A 26296-nucleotide genomic window follows, 5' to 3' on the forward strand; every position below is an offset into this window, starting at 1 on the left:
GAGAGTCATTTGCGGAAAATTTGTGATGGCCCGTCCTCGATCCGGCAGGGTGCGTGACAGGCGCAAAAAGGAAAATGGCGGGGTCTTCCGGACTCCGCCATCCTATTAGAGTTCGCCATTCCTATAGGACCGGCGCTCCGTTAGACGCCGCCGCGCCGCAAGGCGTTGCAGTTCAGGTCGATGATGAATTCGTTCTGGGTCAGGAAGACCGCATCCTGCGACGGATCGGCCACGACCGCGTCATAACGGTCCTGCGTAGTCGGCAAAGCCAGGACACGGGACGGTCCTTCGACATCCGCGGTCGACGGGCGGTCCCTGAACAACTGCATCGGTTCGTTCGACGCGCGGGCATCGCAGGCGGGTTTCGTCAGAAGAACATAGAATTCAGGCGCGCGCGCCATGGACGACCCCGTCGACTGACAGGCGCTCAGGGCCAGGGCGGCAGCGGCGGCGGAAAGAACGATACGCATGATAAATCTCCTCAAATACAGACGAGACGCATAACGCATCCGCGATCGGATCGCGGTGCGCAACACATGCTAGGTTGTCGCGGCACAGGTGTTTTTCAACGTCCGGGATTGTTCCAAACGCCGTGCGCTACTTAAGGAACGCCGGCTTTCCGGGCCATTCCGGATATTTAAAGTTTTATAGAGATCCGCCTAAAGTCCCTTTGGTCGACGGTACCTGATCCGCCTTGCGCGGATCGATGGTCAGGGCCGTCTTCAACGCGCGGGCGAGGCCTTTGAAGCAGGTTTCCGCGATATGGTGATTGTTTTCGCCATACAGATTTTCGACATGCAGCGTCGCGCCCGCTGCTTGGGCGAAAGCGGCGAACCATTCCTTGAACAGCTCCGTGTCGAAATCGCCCAGCTTCGGCCGGGTGAAATTCACTTTCCACACCAGGGCCGGGCGACCGGAAAAGTCGATGGCGACGCGAGTCAGGGCCTCGTCCATCGGGATATAGGCATGGGCGTAGCGTTCGATCCCCTTACGGTCGCCCGCCGCCGTCAGCACCGCTTCCCCAACGACATAGCCGGAATCTTCGGTCGTGTGGTGGAAATCGATATGCAGATCGCCGTCGGCCCGCAGGGTCAGGTCGATCAGGCTGTGCTTGGACAGCTGTTCCAGCATGTGATCCAGGAATCCGATCCCCGTCGCCACGTCATAGCGACCGGTGCCGTCGATATTGACGGTCGCCGAAATGCGGGTCTCGTTGGTGTTCCGTTCAACCGATGCCGTGCGCATATGCTTAAAGCCTTTCCGTTTCTTCCGCCTTCGATTAGCAGGAACAAAACGGAAAGGCCAGCATCCGCGTAGAACCGCGGCTCAGGTTAGATGCAGATCGTGTCCAGCGGCGGGAAGCCGTTGAAGCCGACCGACGAATAGGTCGTGGTGTAGGCCCCGGTGCTGAGGATCCAGATACGGTCGCCTTCCTGCAGGGTCATCGGCAGGCCGTATTCGGTCTTTTCATACAACACATCGGCGCTGTCGCAGCTCGGCCCCGCCAGGACGACAGGCCCCATCGGGCCGGTATTGTCCGGGGTTTCGAAGCGATAGCGGATGGCCTCGTCCATGGTTTCGGCCAGACCGGAGAACTTGCCGATATCCAGGAAGACCCAGCGGCGAGGGTCGCCGTCGCCCTTTTCGGAGACCAGGACGACTTCCGCCGCGATGCAGCCCGCATCGGCGACGAGGCCGCGGCCCGGTTCGGCGATCAGCGCGACATCCAAGTCGCCGAAGTGACGGTTCGCCAACTGGCGCACGGTTTCGGCATAGGACTTCGGGTCGAGCTTGGCGGAGCGGATCAGGGTCGCGGGGAAGCCGCCGCCCAGATTGACCAGACCGATATCCACGCCACGCGCGGCCAAACGGTCGATCAGCGCGCGAATGCGGGCGAAGCAACGGTCCCAGGCATTCAGGTCGGTCTGTTGGGAGCCGACATGGAAGCTGATCCCCGGGCGTTTGAAGCCCAGTTCGGCGGCCTGGACCAGCAGTTCCTCGGCGAGACCGTCGGCGCAGCCGAATTTCTTGCCCAGGGGCCATTCGGACCCGGTGCCATCGACCAGAACGCGGCAATAGACGGAGGCGTCCGGCGCGGCGTCGGCCAGTTTTTTCAGTTCAGCCGGGGAGTCGAAGGCGAACAGCGGGACGCCGGCGGCATAGGCGAATTCGATATCCGCGCGGCGTTTGATCGTGTTGCCGAAGGACAGGCGGCAGGCCGGAATGCCCAGCGCTAGGCACTGTTCGATTTCACCGCGGCTCGCCACGTCGAAATTGGACCCGGCCTTGGCAAGGCGCGCCAGCAGGGCCGGGGCGGGGTTCGCCTTCACGGCATAGTGGATTTTGGCGGAACCCAAGGCATCGGCCAGCAAGCGATAGCGATCGGCGACCGCGTTCAGGTCCATGACCAGCGTCGGGCGTTCGAAACGCGTATCCGCCAAAAACCCGGCCAGACGCGCGGTCAGCGCGGTCGGTTCCGGCGCTTCGGCTTCCGCGAGTCGCAGGCCGCCCCAGTCGGCGTCCAGGTGGTGGTGGAATTCTTCCGAAACGATGTTGGCTTCGGATGCAATAGCAGCTTCGGCGGCCGCTTGGCCGCCCAATACGATACCCATTCCCGGCACTCCCTTCCGGATGCGGTCCGGCCTCATGCCGTCAATCGGCAGGTACCGGACCTCGTCAGTCCAAAAAGGACGCCTCCGTCGTTACGTACACCCATCCAGGTTTTCGCCTGAACAGGATCGGGGCGGGCCGGGAAAGGCCTCTCCCAATCGCAGGGGCCAGTGGCACGTGCGTCGAGCGTCTTGTGAAACCGCGTATATCCCGAAAGGGATACGGCGAGTAAATCGATTTTTAGCGAGGAGCCATGCGAAAAATGCATGAGGCGCGCGAAACCGGGCGGGCGGGAACCGTCAGTCCAAAATCTTCTTGGACAGGGCCGCATTGCCCCGGCGGCGCAGCAGATCCGCGGTGTCCGAACTGGTGATCAGTTCGACCAGCCGGACCGTGGTTGCCAGATGCGCCCCGGCTTCCGCCTTATGGTCGACATCGACCTTGGGCAGGCGCTCGATGATCTTCGCGGCGTAGTTTTCCAAATCCTTGCGCAGCTGGTTCACCTTGCTCTGGCAAGCGGATTGAAGACCGATCTGTTCCGCGATCCGATGCGCATCGCCCAGGGCTTGGGCGCGGCGTTCGGCGGCTTCGTATTTCCGTTCGTCGGGGAAGTCGTTGAAGTTCGGCGTGCCGCCGCCCCGGTTCGGCAAGACGGACAGGATAACCTCCTGCGCCGTCGACAGAACGAGGTTTTCCACCGCGTTGCTGACCTTGCCGCGGCAACCATACATGCGCTTGCCCCATTCGCCGTCGCGGCGAATGCCGATATCCGACGTGATTCCCTTGAACGCATTGGCGAACCGTTTCGCCTTGGCGACGACGTCGGTTTCCGTCGCATTCGGCTGATCGGCGGCTTCCGCCACCGCATCGGCGTCGCGCTCCAGGGCGGTGATGACGATCTCACCCGCCACGCCCAGATCCGCGCGCGCGGCCAGCGTATCGTCCAGCTTCTGGGACAGCGCGCGGAACACTTTCAAGACGGGGAAGGGTTGCAACAGCCGTCCGATCAGCGCCAACAACAGATAGACTTCGCTGCCCGGATTCTGTTTGGTCACGATGTCGTAGTGTCGTTTGACGACGTTCACATGCTCCTGGCTCAGGGTCAGGATCGGTTTGCGCGGCAGCAGCGACTTCATGGATTCGACGGTATCCGCGATTTCCAGCAAGGCGCACATCTCCCGGATATCCTCCAGGCGCCGCGTGCCGCCGATCTTCTTCGCGGCGGCGCGCACTTCCATCGGATCCTTGCCCAGGCTGTCGTCCCACTCCCGCAGCTTCTGCGCCGCGACCCGCCACAATTGCGACGCCGATTTCTTGATTTCCAACTCATCGGTGCGCTTTTGCGCCTGTTCGAAGGCGATGGCCGCGTTCTCCCAGTCTTCCCCGGCGATTTCCAGCAACAGTTTCCACATCGGTCCGATCGAGGCCCGCGCGATCCGACCCATTTCCTTCGGGTCGGGATCCTGAAACACCAGAATATCTTCGAAGGGCAGGCATAACATGCGTTGCGGCGTATAAATACGCGGTGCGCGGATTTCCGCCAAACGCGGGCGCAGCAAGGCCATGATCGCGTCATGCGGAATGCCGAAGCGGTTTTCGCCCCGGTCCAGTTCGATCTTCGCGGCCAGCATCTTCAGATCCCGCTCGGGGAGCTGCTCCAGAAACCCGCGAAGCTGATCGGCCGCGCTCGTCATACGTTTTCCTTACGGAAATTGGACAGCTTGTCGCGGGTGCCTTCGTCCAGATCCGCGCCCAGATTCATTTGGCTGTTGCGGCGCCAAAATGCCTGGCTCTCGCGTAGGCCTTCCCACAGGCTGATCTTATTGCCGACCGCCTCCTGCGGCAGGATCGGCAAGTGCTGGCAGAATTCCTCCAGCGTATCGCGCTGGGTGAAGCGGTCCCCGGACCGGGCGGCGGTCCACATGTCCAGAATCCGCTGCCAACCATCCAAAATATAGGAAACGCGACTGACGGCTTCGGCCATCGCGGTATGCGCCTCGTCGAAGGTTCGCAAGGGGTCGGCCATGTTTTCCGCCATGGAATCGACCTTGGCGACAGTCGCACGCGCGGCTTCCACCGCGGCGCGGATGGCGGTGCCCGTCCGTTGCGCCATCTCCGCGGTTTCCGGGGGTTCCTGGATCAGCCATTTCGTCAATTCATTGGCCAGATTTTCCAGATCGACGATGCGAAGGGTCAGATACCCGACCGCGAAACCGTCCGGAGCGCCCAGCGGCGCGATGGTTTTCGACCATTTTTCCAGCTTGGCGTAAACCTTGTCGCCGCGTTCGCCGATCGTCTGGGCATAGCCGCCTAAGGCCTCGCGGGCCAATTTCATACCGTCGGGCGTTGCCAGGGATTCGGCCGTCAGGGACGATGCGCCGGGATGGCTGGCCGCGAGTTGGCGGATGGCGGACAGCACCAAGGCGAACAGCACCTGCGTCGGATGGATGCGGTCATTGTCCAATTCCAGTTTCGCGCGCCGGGCCAGAACCGGACCGCCCAACCCGGTCGCGGCGACCCGAAGGCCCAGGGCGCGGATACCCACCGGCGATACATCGCGCAGTTGCGCCATTTCCTCATGCAACGCCCGGTCGTGCACGGACAGGTTCAGGGTTTCCGGCAGGACCTTATAGGGGATGATATAGGTTTCGAAGCCGCCGGACAGGCCCGGTATGAGGAATTCCAAGCCGCTTCCGCCTGCTCTTCGCAGCCGGGCATAGCGAACCACGGTTGTGGTGAAGGGCAGAAAGATTCCACGCTTCAGGAAGGTCGGCGGCAAAAGAGTACCAGCCCCGCCCTTCTTCGCGTTTGATGATCCTGCGCTGTTCATACCAACCGCCAAGCCCTTACGCTCGGTCAACCAATGCTGCCGAGCAAATCCCCGTTTTCCCCACGCCGCCAAGGTCCATTTCAGCTTGGTCCCATGGCAGCCCAAATCCTGTAACACGATTTGCGTGACGGAACGAATATGTAATCATGTACGGAACTTAGTCCAGCAAAACGGGTGGTCCGATACCATGACGGCCTCCACCGATTCCGACAGACTGCCGCCGAACGGTTTCGCATATCGCGATCCCCAAGAGGACGATGCGGCGGCAATCCTTGATCTGGGCCGGACCTTGTTGCTGGAAACGGATCATTATCTGCGCCTGCCGGAGGAGCGCGCCGGATCGGTAGGGGATGCGCGGGCCCTGATCCGCTATTTCCGTGATCTGCCGGGTGCCGTCATGCTGCATGTCTGGGACGAGAAAGAGGCCCGCCCCGTCGCGGAAGGGGTGCTGACGCGCGGCGGTCTTCAGCGTATTTCCCATGTCGGAACAATCGGAATCGGCGTATTGAAATCCTATTGGGGTCGCGGCCTGGGACAGGCCTTGATGGCGACCCTGGAGGATACGGCGCGTTGCAACGGTATTGAACGGTTGGACTTCACGGTGCTTGCCGGGAATCGCCGGGCGCGCGACTTCTATCGGCGGCTGGGCTATCGTGAGGAAGGTCGCCGCCGCCGGTCCGTTCGATTCGTCGCTGCGGACGGACTGTCCGCGCGGTACGAGGATGAAATCGCGATGGCGAAATGGATCGGACCGGAGGACGGGTCCGGTATCGTGGGTCAAGGCCGGGCTAAAGGCTGATTGGGAACGGATTGATGGTTTGGCGATTGTTCGGCGGGGGAAAGAAGAAGGAGGCGGCGCAAAAGGCGCGGCTTCAATCCCGCACGGCCAAATCGCCCGCAGGCAAGGCCGTCCCGCCCATGCCCGATATGTCCGGCCCGCCGCCGTCCGACGCTCAGGGTCGGCTGGATGCGGCGACGGTCTTGGCCGCCATCGAATCGGCGAAGCTGGAATTGGAAGCCCGCGATCGCGCGATTGAGGCATCGACCCGCGCGAAAGTCTGGGACGGCGATTCCACGACTCCGCCGGACGATTTGCGGGATATCGACCCGCAGGAAGCCGTGGCGCGCAAGAAACAACTGATTCAGGCGGCCCTGTCGGTGCACCGCCTGAAACAATCCGCCTTTTCGGAATTGAGCCGCGAGGAACGCGCGAAGCTGCGGTCAATGGCCGAAGCGGCGATGGGCTTGGGCAAAAAGGGCCGGTCGTGAGCGGGATTTCCGGTAAAACAGCCGTGTCCGATCCGGCCTTCCCATCGGACTGGGCGGAAAAGCTGCTATCCGGGGATCGGCGAATCTTGGCGAAGGCGGTGACCTTGGTCGAATCCACGCGGTCCGATCATCGCGACCAAGCGGAGGCCCTGATCGCCGCTGTCATGCCGCATACCGGGAAATCGACGCGCATCGGCATTTCCGGCGTGCCGGGTGTCGGCAAATCGACCTTCATCGAGGCGTTCGGTCAGCATGTGACCGATCTGGGCCATCGCATCGCCGTCCTGGCGGTTGACCCGTCGTCGAAACGGGCGGGCGGGTCGATCCTGGGCGACAAGACGAGGATGGAAGTTCTGTCCCGCAACCCGGCCGCCTTCATCCGACCTTCCCCGGCGGGATCGACCCTGGGCGGCGTGGCGCGCCGGACACGGGAAAGCATGCTTTTATGCGAGGCGGCGGGTTTCGACGTCATTTTGGTCGAAACGGTGGGTGTGGGGCAGAGCGAAACCGCCGTCGCCGATATGACGGATATGTTCCTGTTGCTGCTTTTGCCGGCGGGCGGGGACGAATTGCAGGGGTTGAAGAAAGGCATCGTCGAACTGGCCGATATGGTTCTGGTCAACAAGGCCGATGGCGACCTTGCGGCCCAGGCCAAGCGCACGGCGGCGGATTATCACGGGGCGCTGCGCCTGTTGAACAAGGTGCAGGCCGACTGGACGGTGCCGGTCCTGCCCTGTTCCGCCCTGACCGGTCAGGGCGTGGACGAGGCTTGGACCCGTATTCAGGCATTTCGCGACTTGGGGACGGGTAACGGCGGGTTTCAGGCACGCCGCCGCGATCAGGCACGCAGCTGGCTGTGGGACGAATTGCTGGCCGAACTGACGCAACGGCTGCGCCAGGACGATACCGTGCGCGACATGCTGCCCGCCGTGCAAAAGGCGGTGGCCGACGGCGACCTGCCCGCCCCGATCGGTGCGCGGCAATTGGTGGATGCCTTACTGCTGGGGCGGAATGCCCTTCAGAAATAGGGGCCGTTGGGTTACAGCGACGTGCGCAGGCCGTCCATGGCGTCGACGAGACCTTTGACGATGCCGGGTTCGGTCGCGGAATGGCCGGCGTCGTCGATGATCTTCAGTTGCAGGTTCGGCCAGACGGCCTTCAGGTCGAAGGCGGAAACCGGCGGGCAGATGACATCGTAGCGGCCCTGTACGACAATGCAGGGGATGTGGCGAATGCGGTCGATCTTCGCCAGAAGCTCGTTTTCCTCCAGGAACAGGCGATGCGCGAAGTAATGCGCCTCCAACCGGGCGAGCGGCAGGGATGCGCCGCGCAGGCCGATGGACCGGATGCTGTCCGCATTGGGCCGCAGCGTTGCGCAGGAGGCTTCGAACCGGCTCCAGATCTCGGCGGCCTTGCCATGGATTTCCTCGTCCGGGTTCATCAGGCGGCGCAGGTAGTTGCCCAGAACGTCGCCGCGTTCTTCCTCCGGAAGGTGGCCGGTGAATTTCGCGTATTCCTCCGGGAAGAACTGCCCCATGCCCTTCAGGAACCAGTCGACCTCGCTCTGCCGTCCCAGGAAGATTCCGCGCAGGACAAGCGCGCGCACCCGTTCGGGATGCGCTTCGGCATAGGCCAGCGCCAGGGTCGACCCCCAGGACCCGCCGAACACGACCCAATCGTCGATGCCGCGGGCGACGCGCAGGGTCTCGATATCCTCGATCAGGCGTTGGGTGTCGTTGTTGCGGGTTTCCGCCGACGGACGCGACCGCCCCGCCCCGCGTTGATCGTGCAGGACGATCTTGTAGAAATCGGGATCGAAGAAGCGCCGGTGCCCCGCCGTCGTGCCGGACCCCGGTCCGCCATGCAGGAAGCACACGCCCACGCCGTCCGGGTTGCCGCTCTCCTCCCAATAGATACTATGGGGGGATTCCACCTCCAGATAGCCGCTGTCATGCGGTTCCAGGGCCGGGTAGAGCCTATCTCGGGACATTGGGGGCCTTATGTCGAAAACGTGGTTGGCTGAAAGAGTATATGGACAGTATGCCGACTGTGCCGCCGGGGCGCAAAGCGGTTTCTCGCGGCGCTCACTTTTGACCGTGCTTGCGGGGGCGGGCGCAAGCGTTGCGGGTCCTATCGCAATCCGCCGGTCCTTTGCGGCGCCGGAGGCGGCGGCGTCCTTCCTGGCCAGGGTCACGGCGGTCGACGGGTCCGACCGATTGCGGCTGGCGGACGGCCGCAGGGTCATTCTGCCCCATATTTTGGGACCGGACCGGGACCGGCCCATGCCGCCGCCGACGGATGGCGACAGGCACCGCGCGGCCCAGGCGCTGGCGGATCGGGTGTTGGGGCGGGAGGTTCGCATCGATCTGGCGGAACCGGGGCAGGATCGGTACGGCAGGCTGCGTGCCCGCGTGATATGCGATGGGGAGGATATGGCCGAATGGCAGTGTCGCGCCGGGACCGTCCGGGTATTCCCGGAACCGGGCGCTGCCGAGGATCGCATCGCCGAACTGCTGCGGGCGGAAGACGCCGCGCGGACCGCCGCCGCCGGGCATTGGGCCGACGGTCGTTTCTCGGTCCGCCTGGTAAACGGTGACCCCATGGACGATGAGCAAGAGGCCGCGACGGACCGGTTCGACATCGCATTGGGCACGATCCGGCGGGTCACGCCGATCGGCGGGCGGTTGCATCTGGAATTCGGGGAGGATTGGCGGACCGATTTCACGGTTGGGCTGGAACCCCGCGCCGAACGGTCCTTGCCCGTTGCGAGGGAATTCCTGCCCGGCCGTGTGATCGAGGCCCGCGGCTGGGTCCGTTTCTGGAACGGACCCTATATGGAGGTCGCGGAAGCGGTCTGTATCAGGCTTCGATAAGCAGATCGTCGGCCCGGTCCACCCGTTTGGCGATGGAGGTCTTCAGTTTCTCCATGGCCCGGTGTTCGAGCTGCCGCACGCGTTCCTTGCTGACGCCCAGGACCTTGCCCAGTTCTTCCAGCGTGGCGCCGTCTTCCACCAACCGGCGGCGGCGGATGATCGTCTGTTCGCGTTCGCTCAGTTCCCCGATCGCCTCGCGCAGCCACAGGGACCGGCTTTCGGAATCCTTCAACCCGATGACGACTTCTTCCGGGCTGGGCCCGTCGTCACGCAGGAAGCCGATCCATTCGGATTCGCCGTCTTCCCCGACATGGGCGTTCAGCGACTGGTCGGACGCGGCAAGGCGGCCTTCCATCTGTTCGACATCGGACACGTTGACCCGCAGTTCCTCGGCGATGGACCGGCGTTCCTCGTCCGTCATCTGGGTGGCGGAGACATCGGCGATCTTCGCCCGCAACCGGCGCAGGTTGAAGAACAGCGACTTCTGCGCCGCCGTCGTGCCGGTGCGCACGATGGACCAGTTGCGCAGGACGTAATCCTGCATCGCGGAGCGGATCCACCAGGTGGCATAGGTGGAGAAACGCACATCGCGTTCCGGTTCGAAGCGGGCGGCGGCCTGCATCAGGCCGACATTGCCTTCCTGGACCAGATCGCCGGTCGGCAGGCCGTAATTGCGGAAACGGGCGGCCATGCTGACAACCAGCCGGGTATAGGCCGATACCAGTTCGTGCAGCGCGGTCTCGTCATTCTCCTCACGCCAGCGGCGGGCCAGATCCAGTTCCTTGTCGCGCGACAGCAGCGGCTGTTTCATCGACTGCCGGATATAGCGAACGTTGGCCCTTTGAGTGGCTGAATCGTCGAAGTGTGCCATGACCCATCTCCTTTATCGTTCCGGAGACCCGGTTCGGATCGGCGCGTCGGAGGACCGTCGCCCGGATCGGGTGCTGCATCGGTTTTCTGGTTCGGTCCGGAAATCGTCGCCAGCAAATCCCCTGTGGCAATCCCCTGAGGCAATCTCTTGAGGGCGGCGCTTCCTGATCGGTCCACTCTCGTCTCTATACGCGAGCTCTATGACAGTGGACCTACACAATGCTTAAAAAATCCGGCGCCGTCGAGAAACAGGACCGAAAAAGTCCTGTTCCAATTTGGAAACAGTAACGCTTTTGTGACAGCGATTACACGCTTTGAAGCGAAGATTCCGCGTTTGGCCGGTGTCGTGTCGCCGGATCAGACGATGAAACGGCGTTCGATCTGGCCTTCATTGTCCAACAGCGCGGCGGCCAACGGTCCGCCCCGACCGGACCCGGCGTCCAGGGACAGGGTGTATTTTCCATCGACGATCCCGGCCATGTCGGGGTCGTAGCCTCGCACGACGCGGCGGAACCCGCGATAGGGTTGGTCGATTTCCGCGAAGCTGCGCGCCGCCCACCAGAAGGCGTCGGCCTGTTTCGCCAGGGGCTTTTGAATATCCAGGCCGGTATGCACGAACAGGATCGCGCCGTCTTCGGTATAGGCGGCGCGTTTCAGGGCGGCGAACAGGGCGTCGTGGCCCGGTTCCGCCCGGGCGGCTTCGCGCACGCGGGCGGTCCAATAGGTTAGCGCCAAGGTGCCCTTTTCCGCTTCCTTCAAGCCGTCTTCCACGCTGAACCCGAAACCGCGCAACTGCGCCGCCAGACCGCGCTCCCCCATCCAACGCAGAACGGCGGGCGGGTCCGGGGCGAATTGCAGCTGCATCAGCTTCAGCCACATTTCCTCCTGGGCACCGCGCAGGAAGACGATATCGTCGACATGACGGAACGGCGGATGCGACAGAAACCAGCGGCGAAAGCGGACCAATTCCTCCAACACGCCGACGGGATCCGGCCCATAACCGAAATAGTTGCCCAGATAGACCATCCGGTCCCCGGCCTGCATTTCCGGCGCGATCATGTCGTGTAGCGTGATGAGCCGTTCCAGGTCGCCATGGATGGCGCCGATCGCCCAGATGCGTTCGGCCGCGCGCAGGACGGTGAATTTGTCGGATTGGCTCATCTGTCTCACGGAACGGGGTGACGCAAAAATCGCTTATAGCCTTCTACACCGAATCGGGCAGGCGTAGAAAGCGCGCTGCCGCGCCCACACCATGGGACGATTCCAAACTGTCGGGAACTTCGCTTTTGATCCCGATCAATGTCGCGAAATGAGGGATGCAGTAGCGTGTAAATCAGTATAACTATTTCCATAAGTTCCAAAGAGAACAAGACGCGGGATCGAAACACCATGGTAATTTGGATGAAGAAGAGTGTCGGCCATGCCATCGAGTTCTCTTTCCGTGAAGAAGTCTGTACCCGCACCTGAAGTTAAGGATACGCAAGACGACGCCAGCCCGGAGCGCGTATTCAGACTTGCCGCCGATGTCGGGCAATCAGTGCGCGGTCGCACCGCGGATATCCGCGACATTACCAGTCGAACGCGAATACTGGCCCTGAACGCGCTGATCGAATCCGCGCGCGCCGGGGATGCCGGGCGGGGTTTCGCCGTCGTGGCGAAGGAGGTGAAGGACGTTTCGGCGGAAATCGCCGATGTCGTCGGAACCCTGGAACTGGAACTTCTGTCCCGCGTCGACGAACTGGAATCCATCGGTAAGTTGCTGGTGAACAAGGTGCGCGGCGAACGGTTCGCCGATCTGGCCCTGAACGCGGTCGAACTGATCGACCGGAATCTCTACGAACGAACCTGCGATGTGCGCTGGTGGGCGACGGACAGCGCGATCGTCGATGCGGCGGCGTCCCCGGACAATGGCGCGGCGGCGGACTATGCGTCGAAGCGGTTGGGCGTCATTCTGGATGCCTACACGGTCTATTTGGACCTGTGGATCGCCGATGCCGACGGGACTGTGATCGCCAATGGTCGGCCGGACCAATATCGGACCAAGGGATTGAATGTGTCCCGCGAAGGATGGTTCCAACAGGCCCTGCGCACGGCCAGCGGGGACGACTATGTCGCCGCCGATATTGATCGCAATTCGGCCCTCAACGGGTCCCTGGTCGCCACCTATGCCGCCGCCATCCGCGAAGGCGGGGAACAACACGGGCGCGTGCTGGGCGTCTTGGGTATTCATTTCGATTGGGAACCGCAGGCCGATGCCATCGTCGGCGGCGTACGGTTGGGGGACGAGGAGCGGCGCGGCACCCGTGTCATGCTGTTGGATCGGAATCACCGCATCATCGCCGCAGCGGACGGCAAGGGAGTGTTGATCGATACGCAGCCCCTGACCCTGTCGCAGGGAGATCGCGGTTTCTATGAGGATGAGAAGGGCCGGATCGTCGCCTATTCCAAGACGCCGGGCTACGAGACCTATGGCGGCATGGGGTGGTTCGGGTGCCTGGTCTTCACGCCCGACGCTCCCTAACGCCGCAGGTTTTCTTCCAGGAAATCGCCGAAGGCGCGCACGATGGCGGGCGGTTTCGGCGCGGCATAGGCCAGGGCGATCCCGACATCGGGCAGGGGCGGCATCGGCGCGTGCAGGATATGCAGGTCCTTCGGAACGGCGGCTTTCGTGACGATGCTGATCGCTTGCCCGGATCGTGTAACGGCCAGCAGGCCCGACAGGCTGTTGCTGGCGAAGGCGATGCGGTAGGGCCGACCGGCCCGGTCCATGGCATCGCAGGCCGCGCGATGATCCAAGGTGTTGGGCGCGGACAGGGCCAAGGGCAAAACCGCGCTGTCCAAAATGGCCGGATTAGGGTCGGCGGCGACCCAGACCAGGGATGCGGGGCGCAGCACCCGCGACGGTTCCGCATCGCCGGGCAGGGAGATCAGCGCGGCATCGATACGCCGTCTGTTCAACATGGGGCGCAGTTCGACCGTCGGCGCGCAGACAATTTCAATCTCCACACCGTGATGGCGTGCGCCGAACCCTTTCAACAGATCGGGGATGAATGCCGTCAGGAAATCTTCCGGGCAGCCGAAACTGATCGATCCTTGCAGGCCGGTGCCGGACAGACCGGCGAGGGCGTCGTCATGGGCGGCTAGAATTCTTTCGGCATGGGTCAACAACCGGTCGCCGGTCAGGGTCAGTTGAACCCCGGTGCCGGTCCGGTGCAGGATCGGTTGCCCGACCAATCCTTCCAGGCGCTGCATCTGCATGCTGACGGCGGATTGCGTGCGTCCGACCTGCAGGGCGGCGGCGCTGATCGATCCGGTCCGCGATACGGCAACGAAACTGCGCAAGAGATGGATATCCAGCGTGTCCATAGAATATCAATAACATTGATTACTAATCTTTATAATATGAATTTGGCTGAACAACGCAGCACGATTATGGTGCGCGCATCGCCCCGTCGCCGCGACGGGGCCAACCGATAGGAGCGCCTTATGGAAGTGTCCCCGCAGACCGCCGGCAATGACGATCCGGCATTCTGGTCGTCCGTTTCGAACCATGTCATGCGGTATGGGCCGCAGTTCGAGAAGCATATTATCGAACGGGCGGAAGGCAGTTACGTCTATGACGCGACGGGCAAGGCGATCCTCGATTTCACCTCCGGCCAGATGAGCGCGGTTCTGGGCCATTCGCATCCCGAAATCGTGCGCACGGTGCGCGATCAGGTCGGACGGCTGGAACATCTGTTCAGCGGCATGCTTTCCCGCCCGGTCGTGGATCTGTGCGAACGGTTGGGATCGATCGTGCCGGGCCTGGAAAAGGTGCTGTTGTTGTCGACCGGCGCGGAATCGAACGAGGCCGCGCTGCGCCTTGCCAAGCTGGTGACCGGCAAGCACGAAGTCGTCGGTTTTTCGCGCAGCTGGCACGGCATGACCGGCGGGGCGGTGTCCGCGACCTACAGCGCCGGGCGTCGGGGCTATGGGCCGGCGCAACCCGGATCATTCGCGATTCCGGTTCCGCATGCCTATCGCCCGCGCTTCAAGCATCCGGACGGCAGCCTGGACTGGCAGACCGAACTGGACGACGCCTTCGCCCTGATCGACAGCCAGTCGACGGGCAATCTGGCGGCCTTCATCGCCGAACCGGTCTTGTCGTCGGGCGGAATCATTGAATTGCCGCTGGGCTATCTCGCCGCGCTGAAACAGAAATGCGAAGAACGCGGCATGTTGTTGATCCTGGACGAGGCGCAGACCGCGCTGGGCCGGACCGGCTATATGTTCGCGTTCCAGCGGGACGGGGTGACGCCGGATATTCTGACGGTGTCCAAGACCCTGGGCGCGGGACTGCCGCTCTCCGCGATGCTGACCAGCACGGCGCTGGAGGAGAAGGCGCATGAATTGGGGTATGTTTTCCTGACGACGCATGTGTCGGACCCGCTGCCCGCGGCGGTCGGCCTGACCGTCATGGATGTCGTCGAAAAGGAAGGGCTGATCGAGCGCACCGCGGTAACGGGTGCGCGGCTCCGCGCCGGTCTGGAATCCCTGAAACAGCGTTTCGACTGCATCGGCGATGTGCGGGGGCGCGGGTTGCTGCTGGGGCTGGAAATCGTCACCGACCGGGAAAGCCGGGTGCCGGATCTCGACATGGGCGACCGCATCGGGCGCGAGGCGATGGAGCGGGGCCTCAGCATGAATATCGTCAAGCTGCCCGCGATGGGGGCAGTCTTCCGCATCGCCCCGCCGCTGACCGTGTCCGAAGAGGAACTGGACCGCGGTCTGGAAATCATGGGCGACGCGATAGAGGCCGCCCGCCGCTGACGGTGCCGGAAAACGCGATGCCCGCCGGACCATCACAATCCGGCGGGCATCCGCATTCCGTGAAAAAGGTGGGCGCCGGTTAGGCGGCCTTTTCCATCATTTCTTCCAGCTTCAGGGCCGCTTCTTCTTCGCCGAGGTCTTCCACGGCGGCGAATTCGCGAGCCAGACGGTCCAGCGCCGCCTGATACAGCTGACGTTCGCTATAGGACTGATCCGGCTGATTGGAATTGCGGAACAGATCCCGGACCACTTCCGCGATCGCGACCGGATCGCCGGAATTGATCTTGGCTTCGTATTCCTGGGCGCGGCGCGACCACATGGTGCGGCGCACGCGGCTTTTGCCCTTCAGGGTCTTCAGCGCGGCCTTCATCATATCCGGCGACGACAGCTTGCGCAGGCCGGACTTGTCGGCCTTCGCGACCGGAACGCGCAGGGTCATGCGGTCCTTGTCGAATTCGATGATGATCAGCTCGACCTTCTGATCCGCGATCTCCTGCTCTTCGATACCAAGCACCTTGCCGACGCCATGGGTCGGGTAGACAACGAAATCACCCTTCGTATACGCGCTACTCTGAGACATTCCGACTTCCTTACACTCTGCCGCACGAATTGAACCGACGCAGAGGCGCTTTACGTCCCGACAGGCCCGGTCTTCCCCGAACGGATCAGCCCGATCCGACGGACGGCGCGCGATCCGTTTCGGGTTTCGCACGCCGGGGCTGTTGGCAACGCGGTCGCGCGGTGCGTTTGGTGTTTTTCGGGGGTTCACGGCCCCTACCCCGAAAAATCCGACCGAAGCCCCGTCGCCGAAAACCAATGGCTTCGACGTCCGACTCTTCGGTTTGTGGAAAGTGACGGCGTTTCCACCGCGATCGGCCCGGTTTATCGGCTCCCCGCTATCGGGAAACCGGCTGATTGGGCCAGAGACTCTCCATTTCGGAAACTATATTACCACAAATTTCCGTTGTTTCCGAGTCCGAAAACAGCACAAAATGCCCGCCGCTTGTGCGCGGGCTGCAAAAATCCCTATCTGAAACGTCGGAAATACGGCGTCTGCACTAAGGAACGCCGGAAATCCGATGGGTCAGGTTCCCTGACCCGGTTTCGGAGAGAAGTATAATTTGAACTTATCCGGTACGCCGTGCCAGTCGTTCGCATCCGCCGGCGCGTCGCCGATGGCGGTGATATTCGGCCAGGTTTCCGAATATTCCTTGTTCAGTTCCAGCCATTTTTCGGCTTCCGGCTCGGTATCGGGAAGGATCGCCTCCGCCGGGCATTCCGGCTCACAGACGCCGCAATCGATGCATTCGTCCGGATGGATGACCAGCATGTTCTCGCCCTCGTAGAAGCAATCGACCGGGCAAACTTCAACACAGTCCATATGCTTGCATCGGATGCAGTCTTCGGTGACGACGTAGGTCATGGAACTTCCTTCCGCTCTTCCTCAATTCCTGCGCGCTTTTCGCCGCGCGACGCGTCTGTTAAGCCTTTTCGGACCCGTTTCGGGCGACCGACCCGTCTGATAGGGGACGTTACCCGGTCCGCGCAACTCAAATCGACAGGCCCGCCGATGCCGACCCCGGAAATACATGGTCCGAACGCTTCTTCCGGCAAGGACGCGGAAGGTGAACCGCGTCGGCACGCCCCGTCGACCCTGCGCAACCGCGATGCCATCCTGCCGGTCCTGATCGACCATTTGCCGACAGAAGGCCGGGTGCTGGAAATCGCGTCCGGCACCGGCGAACACGCCGCATTTTTTGCACCGCGTCTGCCCGACGGGTTGGTCTGGCAACCGACGGACCGCGACCCGTCCGCATTGGCCGGTATCGATAGCTATACCGCCGATAGCGGATGTGCGCGGATCGAACCAGCCCGCGTGGTCGATGTGTCGCACCGATTATGGGCCGAAGACTTGTCCGCCGACGCCCTCTTCTGCGCCAACATGATCCATATCGCGCCCTGGATCGCGACATTGGGGCTGATGGCCGGGGCGGGCCGCTTGTTGCCGCCCGGCGCACCGTTGCTGTTATACGGGCCGTTCCGGCGGGACGGTCGGCATACCGGCGACGGCAATGTCGACTTCGACCGGTCGCTGAAACAGCGCGATCCCGAATGGGGAATCCGCGATCTGGAAGGGGAGGTCCTGCCCGCCGCGCAGCAGGCGGGCTTGGCATTGCGCACGGTCGTCGCTATGCCGGCTAACAATCTGATCGTCGTTCTGGAGCGACACGTATAAACAAAGACATATCGCAGTCGTCGTGGGGGAGTCAGCGGATGAAAGTTTCGGTAATCGGATCGGGTATCGTCGCCGTGCTGGTCGGTTTCGGCAGCAGCGTCGCCATCGTCATTGCGGGCGCGCAGGCGGTCGGTGCCGATGCGGGACAGGTTGCGTCCTGGGTGTCGGGCCTGTGCATCGCCATGGGCGTGTCCAGCGCCTACCTGTCCTATCGCCACAAGATGCCGATGATCACGGCCTGGTCGACGCCGGGCGCGGCATTGATCGGGGCGACGGCGGTCGGCGGCGTGCCGACCATCGGGATAGAGGCCGCGGTCGGCAGTTTCCTCTTCGCGGCCGTGCTGATCCTGTTGAGCGCCGCCGTCAAACCCCTGAACGATGCGATTTCCAAGATTCCGACGGCCATCGCGGCGGCCATGCTGGGCGGGGTGCTGATCGGGTTTTCCGTCGCGGTGTTCGACGCCGCGCGGGCCGATCCGATTTTGGTCCTGCCGCTGGTCGGTCTGTATCTCGTCATGCGGCTGATGAGCGCGACCTGGGCCGTCATCGTCGTCCTGGCTGCCGCCGTCGCCTGGTCCTTTATCCTGGGTCGCGTGGGCGAATTGCCGGATGGCCTGGCCCTGTCGCATTTCGAACTGATCGTCCCGTCCTTCGACCCGGCGGCGCTCATCGGTCTGGGCCTGCCGCTGTTCCTGGTTTCCATGGCCAGTCAGAACCTGCCGGGCTTCGCGGTGATGAAGGCCGCGGGCTATCAACCGCCGACCCGGTCGGCCCTGGGCGTCACGGGATTGGTGTCCCTGCTGACCGCGCCGTTCGGGTCGCATACGACGACCATGGCGGCGATCACGGCGTCGCTCTGCGCCGGGCCGGATACGCATCCCGACCCGGCGAAACGCTGGCCCAGCGGTGTGATCAGCGGCGCGATTTGGCTGGTCTTCGCGGCGATCGGCGTGTCGATCGTGTCGGGCTTCGCCGCCCTGCCGCCCGCCGTTCTGGTGACCGTCGCGGGTCTGGCGCTGCTGGGGCCGCTGATGGCGTCCCTCAGCACCGCTCTGGCACCAACGGAAACCCGCTTCGCAGCGATCCTGACGGTCGCGGTGACGGCGTCCAGCCTGTCCCTGTTCGGGATCGGCGCGGCGTTCTGGGGACTGGTGGCGGGCCTTGCCACGCTGGGTCTGGAAACCCTGGCGCGGCGATTGCGCAAACCCGCTTAAGTCCCGGTTGAACCCGGTTTAAGAGTCGGCGAGTTTTTTGTAGAACGTCCCGCTGAACCAGCCCAGCATCGCCCAGAAGATCGCCTTGGTGACGATGGAGGCGGCGGCGAAATGGCCTGCCAGTTCCGGCGGTGCCGTGCCGCCGAAATGTTCCGGTTGCGGCGCGCCGATGACATGCGGCGCGGCGATGATCAACAGGCCCAAAACGATCAGCGGCAGCCGATTGCCGAACACCAGCAGCAACAGCCCGACCCCCGTTGCGGCCGCGCAGCCGAGCCACCAGATCTGACGCCCGCCAAGATCGGCGGCCATGCTGCCCGGCACTTCCGGCGGCAGGCCCAGCGCGGGGGCCAGCGTGAACACGGCAAAACCGCCCATGGCCCACAATACGCCGCGGCGACCGTCCACCGGCACGCCATGCACGGTGAAGGCGGCGGTTAACATCAGCGCGAAGGCGACGCCGAAAACGATTTCCGACCCGACGGTATACAGGGTGCGTTCGATACCGTCTTCCGGTGCCCAGGCTTCGTCGCCGCCTTCATGGCCGGCATCGCTGTGCGCCTTGTAGATCTTGAAGGGCGTGTCGTTGGAGAAGCTGGCGGATTCCAAGACGGGTTGGTTCGACAGGTGCGGCGCGAAGGCTTGGCTATGATCATGCTCGCCCTGTTCGTATTTTTCCGCCTCCAACAGGATGGGGGTCGTGGTGAATTGATGAATGCCGGAAATCAGGATTCCGGTCAGAATACCGGCGGCAAAGGCCGCGCCGAAGACGCGCTTGAACATGGAAATCTCCCCAAAATCGATAGGCGCATGGATGCCGGTTCGCATCCGGTCATCCGGATGCGGTAAGACCGTCTGGGACGGTTGCCGGTCTCAGCGGAATTTTTAGTGGCCGTCTTAGTGACCGTCTTAGTGGCAGGGCACCGCGTAAAAATGGCGGCTGTCATGCGTCGAATTGTGGATCGTTTCCGAATGAGCGAACCCGACGCCCAGGAACAGGAAGATGCCGAAAAGCGCGGCTGCGAGGGCGACGCCAAGGCGCTGCACGCGATCATGGTCTTGGGCCTGATCGTGGGACAGAACGGCGGCCTGGGACTGCTGGAACTTGCTCATTTACTTACCTCTCCTCCGTCACACCCGACGGAAATTGGGTTGTAGCGGTTTCTCGGCAGGTTTCCCGGCTCGCGGGTCGACGCTCCATCGCCAGCCTTCCCGGATCGATCGATCCAGTGGCCTGTCCGAACCGTCGTCTCTTGGGACGGTCGATCCGGGGCGGCGGAACTCTCCGCTCACGGTTGCGGGGGCAGCCCGGGCTTCGGTTCCCTGATGGGTAAACCGTTCCCGTGTTCCCTTTTCACTCCAAGGCCTTCATGACCCGTTCAGGAGCACCGAGATGCTTAATGGACACAGTATTGTAACGGTGTGGATCGAACGTCAAGCGCCGCAATTGGCGTGGCTTACGAACCCGTGGTCACGACCCGTGTCAGGACTTCGGCCACGTTTTCCGCCGACGCCCCGCCCCGGATCAGGGATTTCAACTCCCCATTCGGTCCCATGAGGTAGAGGTAGCTGGAATGATTGACGAGGTAGAATCCGTCGCCCAGGTCCTCACCGACGGCATAGTAGACGCGGAATTTGGCGGCCACATCGGCGGTGGCGGCCTCGTCCCCGCGCAGGCCGACCATGCGAGGATGGAACGCCTGAACGTAATCCTTCATCAGGGCCTGGCTGTCGCGCTTGGGATCGACGGTGACGAAAACGGGCGTTACCTGTTCGGCCACGGCGGGGTCTTTTTCCGCGACGAGGTCCAGCGCGCGGGCCACCGTCGACAATTCCGTCGGGCAGACATCCGGGCAGAAAGTATAGCCGAAATAGAATAGGGAATAACCGCCCTTGAAATCCGCTTCGGTGACGATCTTCCCGTCCTGATCGGTCAGGGTGAAGTCACCGCCGATGGCGACGCCCGGCGCAACCACGGTTTCGGCGGCATTTCGCGCCCCGCCGGACCCGCCCGCCAGTTGGTGCCACGCAACCAGCGCGGCAAGTCCGATGGCGGCCAAGACGGCCAACATCGCACCAATCATGGGAAGGGTACGCCGATTCATCGCAAGAATACTCCAATCACCGGATAATCCGTTCGTCGCGTCAAGGCGGGGTCCGTCCTCTCGGCTACAGGACACAGCTAGAAAGTCAGGGCTAAAGAATCAAGCCGCCAAATCGTCGCGCATCTCTCGGCGGTGCGGGGCGCCACCCTATTGCGGATCGTTTGCATCGTCAAAAAAACACCGTATTTTGTCGGCACGTTCCCCCGGAGAGACCGAAATCGGGTCTTCTAGACAGAGAACAGCGAAAGCCGACGTGCACATCATGACTTCATTCCGCATCCATTCGATCCGTTTCATCGCGACCGTGGCCGTCCTGACCGCGGGTTTGGCCGCGCCGGTCCGGGCGCAGGAACCGAATTTGGGCACCTTCACGGACTGGATCGCCTATGACTACGATCAGTCGGGATCGAAGCGCTGCACCATGGCGTCGCAACCGAAAAAAGACGAAGGCGACTATACAAAGCGCGGCGCGATCTGGGCCTTCGTGATGCACCGGCCCAAGGAAGGCGCGACCGGGGAGGTCGGCTTCTTCATGGGCTATCCCTTGAAGGAAGGGTCCTTGGTCAAGGTGACGATCGGCGGGCAGACCTTCGATCTGTTTACCAGCGGCGAGGGCGCTTACGCCTGGCCGGAGGACGAGCCGAAGCTGATCGCCGCCATGCGGGGCGGGGCGTCGATGGTGGTCAAGGGCGTATCCGCGCGCGGCACGAATACGATCGACACCTACTCCCTATCCGGCTTCACTGCTGCGAAAGGCGCGATCGACAAGGAATGCGGGGTTAAATAACCGCCCGCGTGACGGTCGCCGTCACCCGTTCAGAGCGTGCGGCGGAAGAAATCCGCGATCCAGGAATTGACCGCGTCATGCACCGCTGCCCGGTCGACCCCGGCGGCGTCGGAGCACAGCATCGGCGCGTCTGCCTTAAAGGCCGGGGGGCAGATATCCACGAAAACGAAATGGCCGCCCGGCACATGGCGGATTTCGGGCGGCGCGGGCAGACCGGCGTCGAGTGCCAATAGGTTCTGCTTGCCGAGCCGACTGTCATTTGGACGGATCGCGAGAACCGGCATACCCACCTTCGCCAGGTCGTGCGCCGTGAACAGGACCGCGAATGGGTCCAGCAAAACCATCGCTTTCGGGATGGGAAGCGGGTTTCCGCCGGTCCGGACGACGCCCCCGGACCCGGGTGGATCGCCGTCGTTCTTCTGGGGGCCGCCGCTACAGGACAGCGGATCGTCCGGATTGTCGGCGCAATAGTCGGCCAACTGCGCCTCGTTCGGGACGGCCCCCGCCGTCATGAGCGACACGGCGGTGCCCAGCGAGAAGCCCAGCACCCCCAATCGCTCCGCATCCAGATGCGGTGACAGGCGCAGCATCGACGCAACGGTTTCAAATGCCGCGCCCAGCTGATCCAGGCGCGCCGGAAGCCGCGTCTTGCCGTGGAACGGCGCGATCACGATGAATCCGCGTTTCGCCAGCGCCGTCGCCGTTTCCAGGAGGATCATCGGGCTGCCGCCCGTCCGTCCACCGCCATGCGACAGAATCACGACCGGAAACCGGCCCGCGGAGACGGGAACGTCACGGCCGGCATGAAGCGTGAAGGGGCCGGCCTGCCACGGGTCGGCCTTCTGGTCCGCAGGATAGACGACCAATGTGTCGAAGGGGGGCTGCGCCGGTACAGCGATTTTCGAGACACCCGCTTCGTAATCGGCAAATGCCGGGGAGAGTGTCGGACCGACGCTGGAAAACGCGCCGATCAAGAAAAGCGTTATGCCCGGAAAGAAACTGCGAAAGCCCATGCCCGACCGATCCTCGCGCTTGCAGCGGCGGAAGGCCGCGCCCTCGACAAACATAAGGATACTATCTATGAACCCACCCGCTCGCGTTCAATGGCGCCCCGGCGGGTCAAGAAAGTTTAATGCGAGGGGATGGGTCAGGCCTTGCCGCCGAACTTTTCCTCTAAGTCGGCTTCCAGTTCCTTCAGGTCGTCGGGGACCGGCAGACCTTCGGCGCGCAGGGTGTTGATCAGCGCGTGGAGACGCATCTGAATTTCGTGTTCGTCGCCCGGATCGCCGGTCATCTGAGTCAGCAGCAGGGCGATTTCGGCCTTGTAATCCTCGAAGGACATGTCGGCGTCTCCTTGAACGATGCCTATATGATATACTGACACCAGTTTACACGAACCGGGTCGCGGCTGTATGACCTGCCGCAATTCGGCGATAGATTCAATCGAGGAAGGCGAAAAGCGCATGAGTGAAGCATTGGCACGGAACGGCGAGACGGCGGTAGCGCCGGGTCTCAGCGATTTCATGCCGGGCGGCGTGCTGTCGCCCGAGCCGGATTCGCGCGTCAATCTGATCGGGCAGGACCGCGACGGCCTGACCGCGCTGGTCGCGGAAATGGGCGAACCGGCCTTCCGCGCGAAACAGCTGTATCACTGGATCTATATGCGCGGCGCGAAGAATTTCGCGGATATGACCAATCTGTCCAAGGCCTTCCGCGCGAAATTGGAAGAGAAGTTCCGACTCGACCGGCCGCGCATTTCCGCCCATCAGAAATCCGTCGACGGCACGCAAAAATGGCTGCTGCGTTACGAAGACGGTAACGAGGCGGAAATGGTTTTCATCCCGGAAACCGACCGGGGGACTTTGTGTATCTCCTCTCAGGTCGGCTGTTCGCTGACCTGCGCCTTCTGTCATACCGGTACGCAAATGCTGGTGCGCAACCTGACGCCGGGCGACATCGCCGGTCAGGTCATGCTGGCGCGGGACGAACTGGACGACTGGGCCCAGACGGAGGAAGCGGGCCGAAAGGTCACCAATATCGTGCTGATGGGCATGGGCGAACCGCTCTACAACACCGACAATGTGATGGCGGCGATGCGTCTGGTTTCCGACGGCGACGGAATCGCCATCGGTCGGCGCAAGATCACCCTGTCGACCAGCGGCGTCGTGCCGGATATCCAGCGGGTGGGCGAGGAATTGGGCCTGTCGCTCGCCATATCCCTGCATGCGGTGCGCGATGATCTGCGCGACAAGATCGTGCCGATCAACCGCAAATACCCGATCGCTCAATTGATGGAGACGGTGAAGGGCTATCCCGGCCTGACCACGTCGCGCCGCGTGACATGGGAATATGTCATGCTGAAGGGCGTGAACGATTCCGACGAGGATGCGCGCACCCTGCTGCGTCTCATGGAAGGCATCCCGTCCAAGGTGAACCTGATCCCCTTCAATCCCTGGCCGGGCAGCGAGTATGAATGTTCCGACCCGGCGCGGGTCGAAAGCTTCCTGGCAATTCTGCATCGCGCGGGTATGGTGGCGACCATCCGCAAGACGCGCGGTCAGGACATTCTGGCGGCCTGCGGCCAGTTGAAATCGGAAAGCCAGCGCATCGGCAAGCGGGAACGGGATCGGCTGGCGTCGATCCGCGCGGAAAAGGAAGCGGCGGTCGGGTTGTAACACCCGCATTTGGGGGAAGCGCGGTGCGTCTGTCGTTCGTTTGGATTGCCGCCGCGATGTTGGCGCTCCTGTCCGCCACGCCCGGATTGGCGCGCGACGTTCTCTCTCTGACATCCGATATGCCGGTCAAACACCCGGCGGATGCGGCTGCAATTCTGGAGGACCCTGACGCGGTCCTGACACCGGCGGACATTCTGGACGGCGATCTGGACGCGGATTTCGCCCTCGTTGACGGCACCGCCGTCGGCCCGACCCGGTCCGCCGTCTGGGTGCGCTTGGAAGCGGTCAACGCCACCAAGGCGCCCATAGACTGGGTGATAAACCTTCCCAATGCGCAAGTGGACGAGGCCGATATCTACCATGTGATCGACGGCGCGGTCGTGGCGGTCTTCACTCTCGGCGACAAACGACCAGAGACGAACAAGGTTCTGACCTCCGATGGGAATGCGGCACCTTTGGTCACCCCGCCCGACGCGACCAGTATCGTCTATATCCGGCTATACAACCGGATCGGCGACGTTATCGACCCGTATTTCGAGGTTTCGTCCCCCCAAGCCTTCGTGGCGAAGCAACAGGTCATCTGGCTGTTGTTCGGATTGTTCATCGGCGGGACCGGCATCCTTTTCCTGTACAACACCATCCTGTTTCTGCGGATTCGATCCTCTCTGTATTTCTGGTACATCGCCTATTTGGGGACCGTGATTGCCGCCGTCGTCGCCGCGACAGGGATCGGGACACGGTTCCTGTGGTCGACCGACTCCTCCTTGCCGGAGGCGACGCCACCCTTTTTGACGTCTCTGGCCCTGGCCTTGGTGGTTCAATTCAGCCGCGCCTTTCTGGATACCCGGCGGCGCGCGCCGCATTTCGATAAGTTTCTGCGATTGGCGATCGCCTATTTCGCGATTCCACCCGTGGCCTATCTGGCCGGGGACGGCGCGTTGGCATTACAGCTTATTGCCGCAGGCGGCCTGATCCTGACGCCGTTGCCGGTTTACGGCGCGTGGCTTTGGTGGCGCGGCCATAGGGAAGCACGGTTTTTCACCGTCGCTTGGGGGGCGTGGTTCACCGGATCCACCCTCGCCTTCGGTCGGGTTCTGGGCGTCCTGCCGTCTATTGACCTGACCGTCCGGTTCTTCTGGGTCGGCGTGCTGATGGAAGCGGTGCTGTTCGCTTTTGCCCTGGCGGAGCGTATTCGCACCCTTCAGACGGAAAAGGCGGCGGCGGAACGCCGTGAACGTGAGTCCTTGGAGCGTATGACGGCGGAGCTGGAAGCCCGTGTCGCCGAACGCACGGAGGAATTGAGCCAGAAGCACGGCGCCTTGACGGAGACGATCGCCCAGAAAGACCGTCTGCTTTCGATCGTCGCGCACGACCTGATAGGGCCTTTCAGCATTATCTTGGGCATGACGGAAGTTCTGAAGGAACGGGCCGCCCGGATGGACCCGACGAAGGTCGCGGCATTTTCGGCGGATGTGCACGAATCGGCGAAAGCGCTGCACAAACTGCTCGACAATCTGCTGACCTGGGCGCGGATGCAGCGTGGCGAATTGACCTTCGAACCGACGGAAATCGATCTGTCCCACCGGGCGCGGCAGACCATCGATCTGTTCCGCCCGATCGCCGCGCAAAAGGATGTGCGGATCGTCTATGACGGGCCGACGGAGCTGCCCTGTCGCGTCGATCCCAATTTGGTCGATACCGTTCTGCGCAATCTGGTCAGCAATGCGATCAAGTTTTCGCATCCCGACGGTACGGTCACGGTGGACGGCGCCCCTCGGGACGATGGCGGCGTGTTGATTACGGTCACCGATACGGGGCTCGGCATGACGGACGATGTTCAAACGTCGCTGTTCCGGCTGGGCGCGGGTGCTTCCGCATCCGGGACGGTGGGCGAGACGGGCACCGGGATCGGTTTGCGCCTGTGTTACGAATTGCTGCGCGATCAGGGCGGGGGGATTTCCGTGCGCTCCGCCCCGGATGAGGGCGCGGCCTTCAGCGTCACCTTCCCGCCGCGCTAG

General features: G+C 62.9%; 27 protein-coding genes and 1 riboswitch. Of the genes, 11 read left to right on the forward strand and 16 right to left on the reverse strand.

The features are described from left to right. Window positions 1-140: 140 nt before the first annotated feature. From HH303_RS11505 to HH303_RS11525, 5 genes are all read right to left on the reverse strand, one after another. Window positions 141-470 carry a hypothetical protein gene (locus HH303_RS11505; protein ID WP_169625478.1) on the reverse strand — a complete coding sequence of 110 codons (330 nt, stop codon included), beginning with the start codon at window positions 468-470 and terminating at the stop codon, window positions 141-143. Between the two features lie 175 nt (window positions 471-645). Then, window positions 646-1245 carry an imidazoleglycerol-phosphate dehydratase HisB gene (gene hisB, locus HH303_RS11510; protein WP_169625479.1) on the reverse strand — a complete coding sequence of 200 codons (600 nt, stop codon included), beginning with the start codon at window positions 1243-1245 and terminating at the stop codon, window positions 646-648. A gap of 86 nt (window positions 1246-1331) precedes the next feature. Continuing rightward, window positions 1332-2612: a type III PLP-dependent enzyme gene (locus tag HH303_RS11515; RefSeq protein WP_319637392.1), complete on the reverse strand. Its 1281-nt coding sequence runs from the start codon at window positions 2610-2612 to the stop codon at window positions 1332-1334. 297 nt (window positions 2613-2909) lie between these two features. Next, window positions 2910-4304 (reverse strand): hypothetical protein, encoded by a 1395-nt coding sequence (locus tag HH303_RS11520; protein WP_169625480.1) that lies wholly within the window; start codon window positions 4302-4304, stop codon window positions 2910-2912. Beyond that, window positions 4301-5440 (reverse strand): hypothetical protein, encoded by a 1140-nt coding sequence (locus HH303_RS11525; protein ID WP_169625481.1) that lies wholly within the window; start codon window positions 5438-5440, stop codon window positions 4301-4303. Before HH303_RS11525 ends, HH303_RS11520 begins: the two co-directional genes overlap by 4 nt. Window positions 5441-5627: 187 nt before the next feature. On the opposite strand from HH303_RS11525, the gene HH303_RS11530 reads away from it, so the two are divergent. The 3 genes from HH303_RS11530 to meaB are packed head-to-tail and all read left to right on the forward strand — an operon-like array spanning window position 5628 to window position 7737. After that, window positions 5628-6239, forward strand: coding sequence for a GNAT family N-acetyltransferase (locus tag HH303_RS11530; protein WP_169625482.1), 612 nt, complete (start codon window positions 5628-5630; stop codon window positions 6237-6239). 14 nt (window positions 6240-6253) lie between these two features. After that, a complete protein-coding gene (locus tag HH303_RS11535; protein ID WP_169625483.1) occupies window positions 6254-6709 on the forward strand; it encodes a hypothetical protein in 456 nt (151 codons plus the stop codon). A 5-nt stretch (window positions 6710-6714) separates the two neighbouring features. Continuing rightward, window positions 6715-7737 (forward strand): methylmalonyl Co-A mutase-associated GTPase MeaB, encoded by a 1023-nt coding sequence (gene meaB / locus HH303_RS11540; RefSeq protein ID WP_319637410.1) that lies wholly within the window; start codon window positions 6715-6717, stop codon window positions 7735-7737. Between the two features lie 11 nt (window positions 7738-7748). Here the strand turns inward: meaB and pip are convergent, their stop codons facing one another. Continuing rightward, entirely contained in the window at window positions 7749-8699 is a 951-nt protein-coding gene (gene pip / locus HH303_RS11545) for a prolyl aminopeptidase (protein WP_169625484.1), read from the reverse strand. Window positions 8700-8709: 10 nt separating this feature from the next. Here pip and HH303_RS11550 point away from each other — a divergent pair, with 10 nt between their 5' ends. Then, complete coding sequence (locus tag HH303_RS11550; protein WP_169625485.1) at window positions 8710-9582, forward strand: thermonuclease family protein; 873 nt, start codon at window positions 8710-8712, stop codon at window positions 9580-9582. On the opposite strand, the gene HH303_RS11555 is transcribed toward HH303_RS11550, so the two are convergent. Further along, window positions 9569-10453 carry an RNA polymerase factor sigma-32 gene (locus tag HH303_RS11555; RefSeq protein ID WP_169625486.1) on the reverse strand — a complete coding sequence of 295 codons (885 nt, stop codon included), beginning with the start codon at window positions 10451-10453 and terminating at the stop codon, window positions 9569-9571. The two genes, HH303_RS11550 and HH303_RS11555, sit on opposite strands and share 14 nt — an antisense overlap. A gap of 356 nt (window positions 10454-10809) precedes the next feature. Then, window positions 10810-11613, reverse strand: coding sequence for a metallophosphoesterase family protein (locus HH303_RS11560; RefSeq protein ID WP_169625487.1), 804 nt, complete (start codon window positions 11611-11613; stop codon window positions 10810-10812). 280 nt (window positions 11614-11893) lie between these two features. On the opposite strand from HH303_RS11560, the gene HH303_RS11565 reads away from it, so the two are divergent. Next, entirely contained in the window at window positions 11894-12973 is a 1080-nt protein-coding gene (locus HH303_RS11565; RefSeq protein ID WP_319637393.1) for a methyl-accepting chemotaxis protein, read from the forward strand. Here HH303_RS11565 and HH303_RS11570 read toward each other — a convergent pair. Next, on the reverse strand, window positions 12970-13818 hold the full coding sequence (locus tag HH303_RS11570) for a LysR family transcriptional regulator (protein WP_169625489.1): 849 nt from the start codon (window positions 13816-13818) through the stop codon (window positions 12970-12972). The two genes, HH303_RS11565 and HH303_RS11570, sit on opposite strands and share 4 nt — an antisense overlap. A gap of 120 nt (window positions 13819-13938) precedes the next feature. Here HH303_RS11570 and HH303_RS11575 point away from each other — a divergent pair, with 120 nt between their 5' ends. After that, window positions 13939-15261, forward strand: coding sequence for an aspartate aminotransferase family protein (locus HH303_RS11575; protein WP_227421727.1), 1323 nt, complete (start codon window positions 13939-13941; stop codon window positions 15259-15261). Between the two features lie 79 nt (window positions 15262-15340). Here the strand turns inward: HH303_RS11575 and HH303_RS11580 are convergent, their stop codons facing one another. Further along, window positions 15341-15841, reverse strand: coding sequence for a CarD family transcriptional regulator (locus tag HH303_RS11580; protein WP_169625490.1), 501 nt, complete (start codon window positions 15839-15841; stop codon window positions 15341-15343). A gap of 504 nt (window positions 15842-16345) precedes the next feature. Next, window positions 16346-16684, reverse strand: a complete 339-nt coding sequence (fdxA, locus tag HH303_RS11585; protein ID WP_169625491.1) for a ferredoxin FdxA — start codon at window positions 16682-16684, stop codon at window positions 16346-16348. A 147-nt stretch (window positions 16685-16831) separates the two neighbouring features. Between fdxA and HH303_RS11590 the strand changes: the two genes are divergently transcribed. Both HH303_RS11590 and HH303_RS11595 read left to right on the forward strand, forming a co-directional pair. Next, window positions 16832-17497 (forward strand): DUF938 domain-containing protein, encoded by a 666-nt coding sequence (locus HH303_RS11590; protein ID WP_169625492.1) that lies wholly within the window; start codon window positions 16832-16834, stop codon window positions 17495-17497. A 38-nt stretch (window positions 17498-17535) separates the two neighbouring features. Next, window positions 17536-18711 carry a benzoate/H(+) symporter BenE family transporter gene (locus HH303_RS11595; RefSeq protein WP_169625493.1) on the forward strand — a complete coding sequence of 392 codons (1176 nt, stop codon included), beginning with the start codon at window positions 17536-17538 and terminating at the stop codon, window positions 18709-18711. 18 nt (window positions 18712-18729) lie between these two features. Here HH303_RS11595 and HH303_RS11600 read toward each other — a convergent pair whose 3' ends face one another. The 3 genes from HH303_RS11600 to HH303_RS11610 all read right to left on the reverse strand — a co-directional run bounded on the left by HH303_RS11600 (window position 18730) and on the right by HH303_RS11610 (window position 20816). After that, the gene (locus HH303_RS11600) at window positions 18730-19539 is read right to left on the reverse strand and encodes a CbtA family protein (RefSeq protein WP_227421728.1); all 810 of its coding nucleotides are present in this window, start codon (window positions 19537-19539) and stop codon (window positions 18730-18732) included. Between the two features lie 81 nt (window positions 19540-19620). Continuing rightward, entirely contained in the window at window positions 19621-19824 is a 204-nt protein-coding gene (locus HH303_RS11605; protein WP_169625494.1) for a CbtB domain-containing protein, read from the reverse strand. Window positions 19825-19861: 37 nt separating this feature from the next. Next, window positions 19862-20119, reverse strand: a riboswitch (cobalamin riboswitch). Window positions 20120-20168: 49 nt separating this feature from the next. Then, complete coding sequence (locus HH303_RS11610) at window positions 20169-20816, reverse strand: SCO family protein (protein WP_227421729.1); 648 nt, start codon at window positions 20814-20816, stop codon at window positions 20169-20171. A 262-nt stretch (window positions 20817-21078) separates the two neighbouring features. On the opposite strand from HH303_RS11610, the gene HH303_RS11615 reads away from it, so the two are divergent. Next, window positions 21079-21603 (forward strand): invasion associated locus B family protein, encoded by a 525-nt coding sequence (locus HH303_RS11615; protein WP_169625495.1) that lies wholly within the window; start codon window positions 21079-21081, stop codon window positions 21601-21603. Window positions 21604-21632: 29 nt separating this feature from the next. Here the strand turns inward: HH303_RS11615 and HH303_RS11620 are convergent, their stop codons facing one another. Together HH303_RS11620 and HH303_RS11625 are read right to left on the reverse strand one after the other, a co-directional pair. After that, the gene (locus tag HH303_RS11620) at window positions 21633-22670 is read right to left on the reverse strand and encodes an alpha/beta hydrolase family protein (RefSeq protein ID WP_169625496.1); all 1038 of its coding nucleotides are present in this window, start codon (window positions 22668-22670) and stop codon (window positions 21633-21635) included. A gap of 80 nt (window positions 22671-22750) precedes the next feature. After that, on the reverse strand, window positions 22751-22945 hold the full coding sequence (locus tag HH303_RS11625; RefSeq protein WP_169625497.1) for a hypothetical protein: 195 nt from the start codon (window positions 22943-22945) through the stop codon (window positions 22751-22753). A gap of 121 nt (window positions 22946-23066) precedes the next feature. Between HH303_RS11625 and rlmN the strand changes: the two genes are divergently transcribed. Together rlmN and HH303_RS11635 are read left to right on the forward strand one after the other, a co-directional pair. Further along, a complete protein-coding gene (rlmN, locus tag HH303_RS11630) occupies window positions 23067-24278 on the forward strand; it encodes a 23S rRNA (adenine(2503)-C(2))-methyltransferase RlmN (protein WP_227421730.1) in 1212 nt (403 codons plus the stop codon). 23 nt (window positions 24279-24301) lie between these two features. Then, the gene (locus HH303_RS11635) at window positions 24302-26296 is read left to right on the forward strand and encodes a sensor histidine kinase (protein ID WP_169625499.1); all 1995 of its coding nucleotides are present in this window, start codon (window positions 24302-24304) and stop codon (window positions 26294-26296) included.

This window comes from Pacificispira spongiicola (assembly GCF_012926505.1).
GTDB classification, from domain to species: Bacteria; Pseudomonadota; Alphaproteobacteria; order UBA8366; family Aestuariispiraceae; genus Pacificispira; species Pacificispira spongiicola.